This is a genomic window from Providencia sp. PROV004, from assembly GCF_011045615.1.
Taxonomy (GTDB): Bacteria; Pseudomonadota; Gammaproteobacteria; order Enterobacterales; family Enterobacteriaceae; genus Providencia; species Providencia rettgeri.
In genome coordinates, this window is record NZ_CP042859.1 from 1,011,476 (window position 1) to 1,024,789 (window position 13,314).

Sequence of the window (13,314 nt, forward strand, 5' to 3'; positions counted from 1 at the left end):
TAACCTAGTATTTATCTTCTGCGATTATAAATTAATAAATATCCAGTTGTTGAAATACAGGTTTTCCTGCACTACTAAATTGGCTAATTGAATATTGGTTATAATTCATTTCGCCATAACCTCTAATATATATTACACCATTAGATAAATCAGATAAGCAGCTCCAAACAGTATATTCAGAAAGTAAACTATTTTGAGTGCCTTCTCCTTCCCCCATATTATCAACAGTCATATTTTTAGTACGGTCAAAATTATTCATAATGTGAGCGAGTGTAATCATAGCGTCTTTTGCATTGTCAACTTTTGGCGCATAAGTACTATAAAAAACCGCTCGAATGAAACGCCCAACAGATGTATCAGACGAAGGTAGATTTGATGTTGCAATACCACTATCAGGTTGAGTAACTCGAATATTACCCAGTAAACTTGTTGATATATCTAGGTTTGATAACTGAGTATAATTATTCAGGTTTTTTAAATGCCATTGAAAATCAGGCCCATTAGTCATGACACGAGTAGGGTTATCAAAAACCTGTAATTTGCCATTTACGGCTTCAACAATAATGCTACCACCGTGTTTATCATAAAAAGCATAGTGGAATGGTGATGTTAAATTCCTAAAGTTAACAAGAATAGGGGACCAAAAGTAACCATTTTCAACCGCTTTTTTAACGTCATCAACATGACTAAAAAGGGATAAAGCCCATTCGCCTAATGCGGTAACAGGCAATGATAAATAATAGTTTTCCGGATTAATTGGCGTAAGCTCTGCTTCAGAAATCATATTTGCACTAAACGTTAATCCTGCACTATTTAACCCTTGGAATATATTATGGTTATCTCCATCAAAATAAACTTCGGTCGTTATCGCAAGAATATCGAATTTAGATGTATAATTAATACCATTTTCCCCGTTAGGGGCTTTTTTCTGAAAAAAAGTATTCGCAGGATAATATGTTATCCAAGAGGGCAGGTCTTCCGTTAATTCTAATGTTCGCCCTTGGTAAATATTATTTTGGCTATCTGTTATTGATAAACTCGTACACATTCCATTTAACCTCGTTTTATGAAGTATTCGCGAATTTGTAGGCTACACTTCATTTTAATAAATGTGGGTCGTAAGGTAGCTAAATAAATATTACCTGATAATGAAGATTATTTATATTGAAATTGTTTTTCAATAATAGGTGACCCATTAAAATAATAACAGAATCCCAATTAAGGGCACTGTTGCAAATAAAGTGGTGAGATTGAGTTTTTCAACTCGAAATGGGCTACATACCAAAGAGTCGATTCACTAGGTGCATTTCGCTTAGCGGTTGAGCATAGTAACAAATGTTCAGCTTAACCCTTGCGAAGTGCATGCATTACCTCAATACCTTTAATAGTCGCATGTGCCGTTTTAATTGATTTAAATTCTAAGGTGGGATTTATCACGCGCTTCAATTTTCCATGATCGCATTCAATGACATTATTGTGAAATTTGATTTGCCGTTGCTCTACATGTGTAGGGCATTTTCCTTCTTTTTTTAGAGGGTTAAGAGCTCGACTATAAGGTGAGGCTTTATCTGTATTGATAACCCTGAGGATTTGCCATTTCTAACTCGATTGAATATTTTTCTTAAAAACCGATAGGCAGCTTTGGTATTACGATGTGGTGAGAGGTAAAATTCAATGCTGTGCACTCGGCTATCGACAGCTCGGTAAAGGTACGTCCATTTCCCATTCACTTTGATATAAGTTCCGTTTAAATGCCAATTGTTGAGGTCGGAGGGACTACACCTATACCAACATAACCGCTTTTCTATTTTTGGCGCATAACGTTGAATCCAGCGATAGATTGTCGTGTGAACTAAATTTACACCACCATCAGCCAACATTTCCAAGCGTTCTTGATAACTGATACCGTATTTGCAGTACCAATGCATAGCTCAAAGGATGATAATACCTGTGAAATGACGAGCTTTAAATGCATTCACCAAACAATTCTCAGTAACAAAATAATTAATTTAGCATACCTATTACTTAAATTTTGCAATAGTGCCAGATAAAGAGGGTACAAGATTCTATCGAACTAGTGTATACCCGCAATTGTACCTGCACAGTAGGGTTGATGTGGGTAGAGTCGAATAGAATTCAGTTGAGGTGAAACTTTGGCGGAGTGTTAATTTTAGCGGGCGTTACAAACAAAAACAGACGTCATTTGACGTCTGTTGAGAATTAGTGGTGCCCGGACTCGGAATCGAACCAAGGACACGGGGATTTTCAATCCCCTGCTCTACCGACTGAGCTATCCGGGCAACGGAGCGTATTAAACCTGATTTCATTGGTTGAGTCAAGGCGCTTTCAATAAACTTTTGACTGTATGCGCTTTTTTTCAACATGTTAGCCAGTTTTTAATCGAATATACATAAAATTATTAAGGTTAATAACAAATGCCAGCCTAAAAACCAATTTTGGCTGGCATGCAATATTGGAAAAATTTTAGCGGAGATAATTTTTCTGTGCTTTGTTCACTTTGATAAGATAATTACGTGACTCAGCCGCTGGGTGTTTAGTGGATAAAGTTTCATACACTTCTCCAGGCTCTAAATTATTAATACGTTGTGCTGCTTGTTTTTTATCACTGTGGAAGACACGTAATACGCTACCAGCTCCGCCATTATAGGCAGTGATGACCGCATAGCGGCGTGAGGTCTGGTTACGAATATCGCCTAAGTAGCTGTTTTGCAATATAGCTAAGTAAGCAGTGCCTGTATCAATATTTTTCTCTGGGTCAAATAAATAGCTACGGCTAGGAACACCGGATTTCCCTTGTGAGCGGAAAACATCTTTCCCTGCTGTATTTGGCATTATCTGCATTAAACCAAGTGCATCAGAACGGCTAACCGCATAAGGGTTGAAACTCGATTCAATTTGCATGATAGCTAGGATTAATGATTCATCAACACCATATTTGGCTGAAGATTTTTTAATATAAGGTAAATATTTATGAGCCCGTTTATCTAAATGGTTTGGTACTAGTTGCATAGTTACGGACCAAACAATATTCATACCAGACTGCCGGCGCTGCATTTTATTTTCTATCAGATAATCAGCAAACTTTGTGGCTCGCCATTCCCAACGAATAGCTTCTCCTGTGTTATCTAGCACTTGGCCAAATAAAAAGGGTTCTTTGCTATGAGGAATATCATTAATATCAGAATAGAGGTCAATGGAATTAGGGTCATCTCCCATTAATAAGGTGGTGACAATAGCTTTCTTTAGATGCTGTGAAGGTTCTATTGCTGAAATTGTCTCAACCGTGATGGTTCCCGCATCAAAATTAATATGGCTACGAGTTCGGTATTCATCGGTATATTTAACGTAGTCTTTTGGGCCTGCAATTAACACTTCTTTAATGCCCCAGATATTTTCAATATTGTGGGCAAATTGGCCCATTAAAATATCGAACCCATTGGTATCTTTGACATAATTAGGGTTAAAGTCAGATTTTTGCTTGCTAGAACAAGAAACAATTAAGGGAATTAACAAACTCAGCGCAAATAGTTTTTTCATACGATTCACAGTCTTGGGGCAAAAGTCTACCTACTTAGTAGGTAGACAAACAGATTATTTTTCAGGTGTATAGCCATCAATATGGATATCATGGCCTTCAAACAAGAAATTAATCATTTCTTGTTCTAACATTTTACGGTCGTCAGGGTTCATGGTATTGAGTTTCTTTTCATTAATAAGCATAGTTTGTTTTGCCATCCATTGACTCCATGCTTCTTTTGAAATCTCGTTAAAAATACGTTTTCCTAACTCACCTGGGTAAAGCTGAAAATCTTGCCCATCTGCATCACGTTGTAAAAATGTACAAAAAATGGTTCTACTCATTAATTTTTCCTCAAATATCAGGTAGTAAGGCGAGCTGTTTTAGTAAACTTTCAACTGGGGCTGCAAGGCCGATAGTTGCGCCTAAGTGTAAGTTATACCAGAGTCCTTTGCCTTCATCCATGGCAGAATTAAATGCCTGAATGTTAACTTTTACAGGGATAATATCTAAATGGAAATGGCTAAATGTGTGACGGAAGGAAATTAATTGCTCTAATTGAGTATATTCAAGGCCTGATTCTCTCAACCAATCATTGAGTTGCTCTAAAGAATTGAATTGTGGGAAGGCAAATAACCCCCCCCAAATACCGGATGGTGGGCGTTGCTCTAACCACACACTGTCACCGTGCTGCATAATTAGAAACCAAGCACTTTTTTCAGGAATTTTCTGTTTAGGCTTTTTGCCCGGGTAGTTTTGCCATGAATGATTGGCATAGGCCATGCAACCAAAAATAAGTGGGCACAGCTCACATTTTGGTTTACTGCGAGTACAGACCATCGCACCTAAGTCCATCATCGCTTGGTTAAAAAATTCAACTCCCTCTTTTGGCGTGACATCAGTACTGATTTCCCACAAGCGATTTTCGACTTCTTTTTTACCCGGCCAGCCATCAACCGCATAAGCTCGAGCTAATACACGTTTAACATTACCATCTAAAATAGGATAATGCTGTTTTTGCGATAAAGACAAAATTGCCCCAGCAGTGGACCGGCCAACACCGGGTAGCGCTAATACTTCATCAAATGTAGTGGGAAACGAGCCATCATATTGAGTCGCGATCACTTGTGCCGCTTTATGGAGGTTCCGAGCCCGAGCGTAATAGCCGAGTCCTGTCCATAGGTGTAAAACTTCATCAAGAGGTGCGTTGGCAAGGGCGGTAACATCCTCAAAACGAGAGATAAACTTCTCAAAATAGGGGATTACAGTACTCACTTGGGTTTGTTGCAGCATGACTTCTGATAACCAAACATGGTAGGACGATTTTTCCTGTTGCCATGGCAACGTTTTACGACCGTATTTGTGATACCAGTCAAGCACTGCAGATGAAAATTGTTGAGCTTCCATTGATAATTTTATTTTTTATTGATATTTCCAGTCATGGCAGGAATTGCAACATAGACGAAGAGGGCTGTAAACCGCTATTGTGTTGTTTAGTGTAAAGTTAGCTAATTATCAACTGCATCCTTGTGGAAGTTTTGCTAAACTCCGATATCCATCATGCTTCAAGGGTAAGGGTACTCACTGTAACTTGGGCATTTAGGGCTGTAAATTGATAAATTTGGTAACCAATCACCTTATAAACTTGATTGTTGGCACACTAACTTAATTGGGCATTCATTTTAGAACCTTTATTATGATCAATAATGTTATCTCCCCCGAATATAATGAAGATGGGCGGGTTATGCGCCGAGTCCGTAGTTTTGTCCGCCGTCAAGGGCGTCTGACAAAACGTCAGGAAGACGCATTAGAAAAAGAATGGGCAGAAAAAGGCATCGATTTTATCAATGAGCCTTTTGATTTTGCCAAAGTATTTAATAACTCAAATCCAGTTACCTTGGAAATTGGGTTTGGGATGGGCGCCTCATTGGTGACCATGGCATCTCAAAATGCAGATAAAAACTTTTTAGGTATCGAAGTTCATGCTCCCGGTGTTGGCGCATGTTTAGCATCAGCAAAAGAAGAAAATGTCACCAATTTGCGGGTGATGTGCCATGATGCAATAGAAGTTTTAGACTGCATGATCCCAAATGGAAGCCTTGAAATGGTTCAGTTATTTTTCCCTGACCCATGGCATAAAGCGAAACACAATAAGCGCCGTATTGTGCAAGTTCCGTTTGCAGAAAAAATTCGTAGTAAACTAGCTATCGGTGGTGTTTTCCATATGGCAACGGATTGGCAGCCTTATGCAGAGCACATGCTTGAAGTGATGACGAGTGTCGAAGGGTATAAAAACTTATCGCCATCAGGTGATTACGTTCCTCGTCCAGAAACAAGACCAGAAACAAAATTTGAAAAGCGCGGCCAGCGGTTAGGGCACGGTGTATGGGATTTAATGTTTGAGAGGATCAAATAATGGCTAAACAACAACGTAGTCGTCGTTTACGTAAAAAATTACGCTTGGATGAGTTCCAAGAGTTGGGCTTTACCGTTAAGTGGAGCTTTAAAGAAGGTACGCCGATTGAGGAAGTTGACAGCACCGTTGACCAACTGATTGCAGAAGCGATTGAACCGAATGGTTTAGCATTTGAAGCAAGTGGCTATATGAGCTGGGAAGGGATCGTTTGCCTACAAAAAATTGGCAAATGTACCGAAGAGCACCGTCAAATTGTTGAAAACTGGTTAAAATCAAAAGGTATGAATGACGTCGTCGTTTCTGAGCTTTTTGATGTTTGGTGGGAAGAATAATTTTATTGAGTCAACCTCAATAAATAAACTGAACTTTCAGTCGCTTGAAGAGGCATCCAAAAATTGGGTGCCTTTATTTTCTGTTGCAAATACTATCTGGAGTCAACGTTTTGAGCGCCATGTTTTCTAACCAGCTACTCAACGATATCCTAGACCAAGTTCGCCCACTGATTGGGCAAGGTTGTGTTGCAAATTACATTCCTGCTTTAGGTTGTGTGCCTTCCCGCCATTTAGGTATTGCTGTATCCACAATCGATGGTGATATTTTTACCGCAGGGGATGCATATCAACGCTTTTCAATTCAATCTATTTCAAAAGTATTAAGCCTTACGCTTGCAATGACGCGTTATGAGGAAGAGGAAATTTGGAGCCGAGTAGGTAAAGAACCCTCCGGGCTACCATTTAATTCGCTAATTCAAATTGAAATGGAAAAGGGGATACCTCGAAACCCGTTTATTAATGCGGGAGCCATTGTTATCGCTGATATGCTGCAATCACGCCTTAGCGCACCAAAACAGCGTATGTTGGAGTTTGTCCGAAAGTTGTCTTGCGAACCGGATATTAGCTATGACACAGTTGTCGCTCGCTCAGAACTGGAACACGCCAGCCGTAATGCGGCCATTGCTTATCTTATGAAATCTTTTGGGAATTTTGAAAATGATGTTTTAACAGTTCTCGAAACTTATTTTCATTATTGCTCTCTAAGTATGAACTGTGTTGAATTAGCGAGATGTTTTTCTTATTTAACATCGCAAGGAATGTCATCTTGCTCTATTGACCCCATCATCACACCGCTGCAATCAAGACAAATCAATGCATTAATGATGACTTGTGGTATGTATGACGGCTCTGGTGAGTTTGCATTTCGGATAGGAATGCCCGGTAAGTCTGGCGTTGGCGGGGGTATTGTCTGCGTAGTACCAAACCAATTTACGGTCGCGGTTTGGTCACCTGAGCTAGACTCGGCGGGGAACTCTTTAGTCGGATGTGCGGCTTTAGAGTTATTATCGAAACGAATTGGGCGTTCTGTTTTTTAATTAATGCTCTACTAGGAGATTTTATGTTACGCCGTACATTAATTGCATTTTCACTCCTTGCTTGTGCGACGAGCCAAGCTGCAGATTATAACTGTTCTGTAACACCAAAGGATGACATCTTTATGACACCCGAAAGTGTGCAAGTCATTGGTGCGAGTGGTGATTTAAAAATTACGCCAAACGGTGAAATCACACTTAACGGTAAAAATGTGGCTGCAACAGAGGCGCAAAAGCAGCAAGCTATTCGTTATCAAGCCGATATTCGTCAGGATTTACCTTGGATAAAACAAGAATCAGAAAAAAAATTATCAACTTCAAGGGAAACGATAGACAAAGTTGTCGTTAAAGTGGTTGGTAGTGACAGCAATATCCGTAACCGGTTAACAAAATTAGAAAAAGATCTTAATGGGCAAATCAACCAAATTATTGAGACTCGTCCCAATGGTTATGTGTTTCACCATAAAGCCATGAAAACGGTTGAAACGAAAGGGCGCGAGTTAGTCAATGAAAGCTTAGGCGGTATTTTACAAGACAGCATTAATGAGATGGGGCGTAAGCAATTATTATCGGGTGGTGATGCCAATAAAGCGTTACAAGGTATGCTAGGTAACTTAGGCGGGTTACAACAAGAACTTGAATCTGAATGGAAAAAACAAGAGAAAAGCTTCCAGCAATTCGGCCAACAAGTTTGTTCTAAAGTGACTTCAATAGAGCAACAACGCGTCTCATTACTTAATTCAATCAAAAGTCACTGATCGATTTAAAATCAATAATAACCTTATGAACAGTAGTGTATTTTTGTACATTACTGTTTTTTTATTTATCTATATTATCGTTATCATCAATTTGTGTGATATTAACTCCATTAATGGGAATGAAAATGAAATTGATTCTTATTTGATTGACATCTAAGCCACTCACTTTACAATGCGGGTTTGGCTTAATGACTAAATTGGGATCATTTAAATGAAAAAATTCATTCCTGCTCTGCTTGTTTCTGTGTTGTCATTCTCTGCGCCTTTTGCTCTTAGCGCTGAATCTACCACTTTCACTCCAAATGCGGTTACAGCACAAGGCGTTGAAAAAGTGACGATCAAACACCTATCAGGTGAAACTGAAGTCATGAAAAAACCACAAAAAGTGGTTCTGTTTGATTTCGGTGTTTATGACTCAATGCAAAAACTCGGCTTAGGTGACAAGGTTGTTGCACTACCAACTGGCAATGCTCCTGCTTATATAAAAGGCAGTATTCCTGCATCAATGGAAAACGCAGGTGGAATGAAACAACCTGATTTAGCCAAAATCGCACAATTAAAACCTGATCTGATTGTGATCACAGGTCGTCAAGGTAAGTCTTATGATGAGTTATCAAAAATTGCACCCACTATCAATTTAGGCTCTGATAGCAAACACTATATTGATTCTGTAAAAGCCAATATTAGTGTGATTGGTGAGCTCTACGGTAACCAAAAAGCAGTTGATGAGCAGTTAGTCCAATTAGATAAAGTCATCGCAGACGCCCAGAAGAAAGCGGCTGATTCCAATAAAAAAGTTTTAGTATTGATGCATAATGACGGCAAATTAATTCCAAATAGCCAAGCCGTTGTTTACAACGTTGTGAAAGCAAAACGCGCTGACCTACCGGTTGATGAAAGTGCAGATAAAGCAAAACGCCGTGTTGTGGATACCAAAACTATTGCTCAAGCTAACCCAGATGTGATCCTGATTGTTGACCGTAGCGAAGCGATTGGTGCAGGTAAATTGGATAAAACAGTATTTGAAGATAGCAATATTCAAGAAACCAAAGCTTATAAAGATGGCAAAATTACTTACCTGCAATCTGACTTATGGTACTTGTCAGGTGGCGGTTTAGTTAGCTTAACAGAGCAAGTTAATGCGGTGGTGAATGCTCTATAACAGATATCTGCCACTGTCTTATTGATGGTGGCAATATGTATTACCTCAATTGTTATTCTTGTCTATTTCATTTTTATCTCTAAACAAAAGCCCACTTCGTTTGAAGTGGGCTTTCATCTAATTTATCAGTGAAGTAATTTATAAATGAACCGAATAGCCGCTATTCTTCACCTAAAAATAGCTCTAATAGCGAATTGAGAAACAACTTTCCATGCTCTGTAATCTGCCATTCATTCACGGTTTCTGTGATATAGCCTTTAGCTAAAGCTTCATCAATAGCCGCTCTAACTGTTGATTCTGGTAACCCTGTATATTGGGTAAATTCAGCGCGTGGCATGGCTTCAAGAAGGCGAAAGCGGTTCATGAAGTATTCAAATGGTCTATCGGAAGCGCCAACGTCATAGGATTGGTGCATATAACGGCCCTCCATATAACCTCGAGGATGTTTTGTTTTTACGGTTCGTAAAATTTGACCATCTTCAAAAGAAATTTTTCCATGAGCGCCGCAACCGATACCTAAATAGTCACCAAAGCGCCAGTAATTGAGGTTGTGTTGGCATTGGTAACCGGGTTTAGCATAGGCGGATGTTTCATATTGCTGGTAACCTGCCGCACTCAATAATTTATGGCCTTCAGTGTAAATATCCCACAGTGTATCGTCATCGGGTAATACCGGAGGGCGTGAGCCAAATTGAGTGTTAGGTTCAATAGTGAGTTGGTACCAAGACAGGTGCGGAGGGGCAAGTTCAATAGCTTGGCGCAGGTCTGATAAACCTTCAACCTGAGTTTGCGCGGGTAACCCATGCATTAAATCGAGGTTAAAGCTTCTTAAATTAAGATTAGCGGCTAACTGAGCAGCACGCTTCGCTTCATCAGCGCCATGAATACGCCCTAAAGTGATTAGTTTATCGTTACCGAAGCTTTGTACGCCAATAGAAATACGATTAATTCCTGCGGCTTGGTAACCTGCAAAACGACCAGCTTCAACAGTACCAGGGTTTGCTTCCATGGTAACTTCTGCATGTGGGTCTAAATCAACTCGCTGACGTACGCCATCCATTAAAGCTTGCATTGACTCAGCACTTAATAAACTGGGTGTTCCGCCCCCAATAAAAATAGTTTTCACCGAACGTCCTGCAACTAATTTTGCATCGGTGTCTAAATCGGCCAATAAGTGTGCCACATATTCTTGCTGAGGGATCTCACCTTTAAGTGTGTGTGAGTTGAAGTCACAATAAGGGCACTTTTGTACACACCAAGGGATATGGATATACAGGCTCAGCGGGGGTAATTTAAGCATTCTTTAGCGCATCCAACATCATTGTGAGTGCTTTTCCACGATGTGAAACGGCTTGCTTTTCTGCTTTCGTTAGCTCTGCTGAGGTGCAACCTAATTCAGGAACATAGAATATGGGGTCATAACCAAAGCCGCCTTGGCCTTTGCGTTCACGGGTGATGATACCGTGCCAACGGCCATGGAATACTAATGGCGTAGGGTCTTCTGCATGCCGCAAATAAACTAACACACAGTTGAATTGAGCCTGACGTTGGTCGTCAGGCACATTTTTCATTGCTTCTAATAGCTTAACTAGGTTTTGCTCGTCTGTTGCTTCTTCACCTGCGTAGCGGGCAGAGTAAATCCCCGGCGCGCCACCAAGGGCATCAACGGAAATTCCTGAATCATCAGCAATTGCGGGTAACCCGGTTTGTGCTGCTGCATGACGCGCTTTTAGGATTGCATTTTCAATAAAAGTTAAGCCCGTTTCTTCTGCGGACTCAACGCCTAATGAGGTTTGTGCGACGATATCCATCCCAAAATCACGTAGTAGGCCAGCTAACTCATTCACTTTTCCGGGGTTACCGGTGGCTAAAACAACTTTTTGCATTATTTAAAACTCGTTTTTACATAATACCAATGGAATACATCATTGCAGTCAATGATGGGTCAATCATCAGTGAGATATCTACACGCAGGTAATTCAATGCGATTAAAATAAACATCACAATCATTGCAGAGAAATCTAACCCGCCCATAGCAGGAATGATGCGACGGATTGGCGCCATTAAAGGTTCGGTTAATTGGTATAATAAATAATCTACTGGGTTACGGCCTTGGCTAACCCAGCTTAGAATTGCACGGATTAAAATCATCCAAAAAATTAATTTACCGGTATAGGTTAATAATAAAATCAATCCCATAGGTAAAATGCTTATACCTAAAATAGGGAGTAAGTTTGTTGCCCACATACCAAAGATAATGGCTGCAATGGCTAAAACAAACGCAACAACCACTGAAGCGGTATCTATCGCGCCAAAAGAAGGAATGATTCGGCGTAATGGTGCGACGATAGGCTGTGTTGCTTTAACGACAAATTTCGAAAAAGGATTATAAAAGTCTGCGCGTACCCACTGCATCCATACGCGCAGTAGTAATACAAAAATATACAGTTGGATCAGGGTAGTAACGACGAATACTAAGGTCTGCATGGTGAATTCCGCGATTAATTTAAAAAAGTTTTTCCATTTCTTCTGCTCTGTGTATTGCGCTTTGCATTGCATCGGCAACAATTTGCGGAAGATTTCCATTATAAAATTGCTCTAAAGCCATCGCGGTGGTACCGCCTTTAGAGGTGACTTGTTCACGTAAAGCCGAAAAGTCCGTGTCACTTTGTGACTTAGCTAGTTCTACAGCCCCTTCAATTGCATTCAGAACGAGCTCGCGAGCTTGTTGCTTATCATAACCGAGTTGTTCTGCTTTTTGCTGCATTGATTCCATAAACAGAAAGAAATAGGCAGGGGAGCTACCAGTAATGGCAATAATCTTATTGATGTCTTGCTCTTGTTGGCACCAAATCGTGGAGCCAACACTTTGCATCAGCTCTTGAGCAAACTGTTTGTCTGGCTCAGAAACCTTCCCTTGAGCAAATAACCCGCTAACACCTTTACCCACCAACGATGGCGTATTTGGCATGATGCGTACTAAATTCAGTTGGTGTGCAAAGTAATCATTATAACGCTCTGCAGGGATCCCCGCGGCGATTGTCAGCACTAATTTTTGGTCAAAGTTTGTGGCATTTTGCAGCGGTTCACACACTTCTTTCATCATTTGTGGTTTAACCGCTAGGATAATGACCTCAGCGGCTTTGACCGCAGCTAAGTTATCATGACTGCTGATAATGCCATATTGCTCGGCCAGTTTGTCTCGACGTACAGGTGTAGGAGAGCACACCGTGATCATCGATGCAGGGTAACCATGGTTAACCAGCCCAGCAATGATGGCGTGAGCCATATTTCCGGCGCCGATGAAGGCAATTTTACGATGTTGCATTCTGTTCTCCTATCTTATTGGTGATATTGGCGAGCGCCAAAAATAGCGGTTCCTATGCGAACAAGTGTTGAGCCGCAATGGATTGCTGCACGCATATCGTCAGTCATCCCCATTGAAAGAGTGTCAACAGTGGGGTAAGTGGTTTTTAATTGCTTAAATGCCTCATTCATTTGATGAAACACAGCACATTGGCGTTCATAATCCGTTTCAGGTGCAGGGATCGTCATCAGGCCCCGTAGCACAAGGTTTGGCATCGTAGCGACTTGCGCCGCAAGGTCTGCAACTTCTGCGAGTGTTATACCTGATTTACTGTTTTCATCGCTGATATTGATTTGAATTAGCACATTGAGGGGCGCTTTTCCACTTGGACGTTGGTCATTTAAGCGCTGAGCGATTTTGGCTCTGTCTAAGGTATGGAACCAATCAAAGTGCTCAGCAACAAGGCGGCTTTTATTCGATTGTAATGGGCCGATAAAATGCCAAACTAAGTCATTTCTATCAGAGAAATATTGAATTTTCTCAACGCCCTCTTGCACATAGTTCTCACCAAACTGGCGTTGGCCTGCCTCTATAGCTTCTAAAATAGCCTCACAAGGTTTGGTTTTACTTACCGCGAGTAGCGTAATGTCTTGTGGTGAGCGCTGACACTCTGCGGCAGCATGCTCAATACGCGCGGTGACATCAGAGATATTATTTTGAATGGTCATTATTTTATTCAATATGGTTTATTCAATACTATTTTATTC

General features: G+C 40.5%; 14 protein-coding genes, 1 tRNA gene and 1 pseudogene. 5 read left to right on the top strand and 11 right to left on the bottom strand.

The genetic code is table 11. The features are described from left to right. Nucleotides 1–31 precede the first annotated feature (31 nt). From FVA69_RS04430 to mutY, 6 genes and pseudogenes are all read right to left on the bottom strand, one after another. Nucleotides 32–1,048 (bottom strand): linear amide C-N hydrolase, encoded by a 1,017-nt coding sequence (locus FVA69_RS04430; protein WP_004905208.1) that lies wholly within the window; start codon nt 1,046–1,048, stop codon nt 32–34. A gap of 226 nt (nt 1,049–1,274) precedes the next feature. Continuing rightward, nucleotides 1,275–1,928: pseudogene (locus FVA69_RS04435) on the bottom strand (IS6 family transposase). Nucleotides 1,929–2,224: 296 nt separating this feature from the next. Continuing rightward, nucleotides 2,225–2,300 (bottom strand) — tRNA-Phe (locus tag FVA69_RS04440). A gap of 184 nt (nt 2,301–2,484) precedes the next feature. Beyond that, complete coding sequence (mltC, locus tag FVA69_RS04445; RefSeq protein WP_109911957.1) at nt 2,485–3,558, bottom strand: membrane-bound lytic murein transglycosylase MltC; 1,074 nt, start codon at nt 3,556–3,558, stop codon at nt 2,485–2,487. 54 nt (nt 3,559–3,612) lie between these two features. After that, a complete protein-coding gene (locus FVA69_RS04450) occupies nt 3,613–3,882 on the bottom strand; it encodes an oxidative damage protection protein (protein WP_004914180.1) in 270 nt (89 codons plus the stop codon). A 10-nt stretch (nt 3,883–3,892) separates the two neighbouring features. Continuing rightward, a complete protein-coding gene (gene mutY / locus FVA69_RS04455) occupies nt 3,893–4,945 on the bottom strand; it encodes an A/G-specific adenine glycosylase (protein WP_109911958.1) in 1,053 nt (350 codons plus the stop codon). A gap of 289 nt (nt 4,946–5,234) precedes the next feature. Between mutY and trmB the strand changes: the two genes are divergently transcribed. From trmB to FVA69_RS04480, 5 genes are all read left to right on the top strand, one after another. Beyond that, nucleotides 5,235–5,954: a tRNA (guanosine(46)-N7)-methyltransferase TrmB gene (gene trmB, locus FVA69_RS04460; RefSeq protein ID WP_109911959.1), complete on the top strand. Its 720-nt coding sequence runs from the start codon at nt 5,235–5,237 to the stop codon at nt 5,952–5,954. Further along, nucleotides 5,954–6,286 (top strand): YggL family protein, encoded by a 333-nt coding sequence (locus FVA69_RS04465; protein ID WP_109911960.1) that lies wholly within the window; start codon nt 5,954–5,956, stop codon nt 6,284–6,286. The genes trmB and FVA69_RS04465 overlap by 1 nt, the downstream gene beginning before the upstream one ends. Nucleotides 6,287–6,396: 110 nt before the next feature. After that, nucleotides 6,397–7,323, top strand: a complete 927-nt coding sequence (gene glsB, locus FVA69_RS04470; RefSeq protein WP_164528469.1) for a glutaminase B — start codon at nt 6,397–6,399, stop codon at nt 7,321–7,323. A 23-nt stretch (nt 7,324–7,346) separates the two neighbouring features. After that, nucleotides 7,347–8,078 carry a DUF2884 domain-containing protein gene (locus tag FVA69_RS04475; protein WP_004914162.1) on the top strand — a complete coding sequence of 244 codons (732 nt, stop codon included), beginning with the start codon at nt 7,347–7,349 and terminating at the stop codon, nt 8,076–8,078. A 211-nt stretch (nt 8,079–8,289) separates the two neighbouring features. After that, the gene (locus FVA69_RS04480; RefSeq protein ID WP_004914159.1) at nt 8,290–9,240 is read left to right on the top strand and encodes a siderophore ABC transporter substrate-binding protein; all 951 of its coding nucleotides are present in this window, start codon (nt 8,290–8,292) and stop codon (nt 9,238–9,240) included. Nucleotides 9,241–9,400: 160 nt separating this feature from the next. On the opposite strand, the gene hemW is transcribed toward FVA69_RS04480, so the two are convergent. The 5 genes from hemW to FVA69_RS04505 are packed head-to-tail and all read right to left on the bottom strand — an operon-like array spanning nt 9,401 to nt 13,275. Further along, a complete protein-coding gene (hemW, locus tag FVA69_RS04485) occupies nt 9,401–10,540 on the bottom strand; it encodes a radical SAM family heme chaperone HemW (protein WP_004914156.1) in 1,140 nt (379 codons plus the stop codon). After that, nucleotides 10,533–11,126 (bottom strand): RdgB/HAM1 family non-canonical purine NTP pyrophosphatase, encoded by a 594-nt coding sequence (gene rdgB, locus FVA69_RS04490; protein ID WP_109911961.1) that lies wholly within the window; start codon nt 11,124–11,126, stop codon nt 10,533–10,535. The genes hemW and rdgB overlap by 8 nt, the downstream gene beginning before the upstream one ends. Nucleotides 11,127–11,142: 16 nt before the next feature. Continuing rightward, nucleotides 11,143–11,727, bottom strand: coding sequence for a YggT family protein (locus FVA69_RS04495; protein ID WP_042851654.1), 585 nt, complete (start codon nt 11,725–11,727; stop codon nt 11,143–11,145). 19 nt (nt 11,728–11,746) lie between these two features. Beyond that, entirely contained in the window at nt 11,747–12,568 is an 822-nt protein-coding gene (gene proC / locus FVA69_RS04500; protein ID WP_109911962.1) for a pyrroline-5-carboxylate reductase, read from the bottom strand. Nucleotides 12,569–12,582: 14 nt separating this feature from the next. Continuing rightward, nucleotides 12,583–13,275 carry a YggS family pyridoxal phosphate-dependent enzyme gene (locus FVA69_RS04505; RefSeq protein ID WP_164528470.1) on the bottom strand — a complete coding sequence of 231 codons (693 nt, stop codon included), beginning with the start codon at nt 13,273–13,275 and terminating at the stop codon, nt 12,583–12,585. Between the last annotated feature and the right edge of the window lie 39 nt (nt 13,276–13,314).

Bases quoted from the DNA above. Each gene is read 5' to 3' on its own strand.
- FVA69_RS04430 (WP_004905208.1), bottom strand. From the start codon at position 1,048: ATGTGTACGAGTTTATCAATAACAGATAGCCAAAATAATATTTACCAA.
- mltC (WP_109911957.1), bottom strand. From the start codon at position 3,558: ATGAAAAAACTATTTGCGCTGAGTTTGTTAATTCCCTTAATTGTTTCT.
- FVA69_RS04450 (WP_004914180.1), bottom strand. From the start codon at position 3,882: ATGAGTAGAACCATTTTTTGTACATTTTTACAACGTGATGCAGATGGG.
- mutY (WP_109911958.1), bottom strand. From the start codon at position 4,945: ATGGAAGCTCAACAATTTTCATCTGCAGTGCTTGACTGGTATCACAAA.
- trmB (WP_109911959.1), top strand. From the start codon at position 5,235: ATGATCAATAATGTTATCTCCCCCGAATATAATGAAGATGGGCGGGTT.
- FVA69_RS04465 (WP_109911960.1), top strand. From the start codon at position 5,954: ATGGCTAAACAACAACGTAGTCGTCGTTTACGTAAAAAATTACGCTTG.
- FVA69_RS04475 (WP_004914162.1), top strand. From the start codon at position 7,347: ATGTTACGCCGTACATTAATTGCATTTTCACTCCTTGCTTGTGCGACG.
- FVA69_RS04480 (WP_004914159.1), top strand. From the start codon at position 8,290: ATGAAAAAATTCATTCCTGCTCTGCTTGTTTCTGTGTTGTCATTCTCT.
- hemW (WP_004914156.1), bottom strand. From the start codon at position 10,540: ATGCTTAAATTACCCCCGCTGAGCCTGTATATCCATATCCCTTGGTGT.
- rdgB (WP_109911961.1), bottom strand. From the start codon at position 11,126: ATGCAAAAAGTTGTTTTAGCCACCGGTAACCCCGGAAAAGTGAATGAG.
- FVA69_RS04495 (WP_042851654.1), bottom strand. From the start codon at position 11,727: ATGCAGACCTTAGTATTCGTCGTTACTACCCTGATCCAACTGTATATT.
- proC (WP_109911962.1), bottom strand. From the start codon at position 12,568: ATGCAACATCGTAAAATTGCCTTCATCGGCGCCGGAAATATGGCTCAC.
- FVA69_RS04505 (WP_164528470.1), bottom strand. From the start codon at position 13,275: ATGACCATTCAAAATAATATCTCTGATGTCACCGCGCGTATTGAGCAT.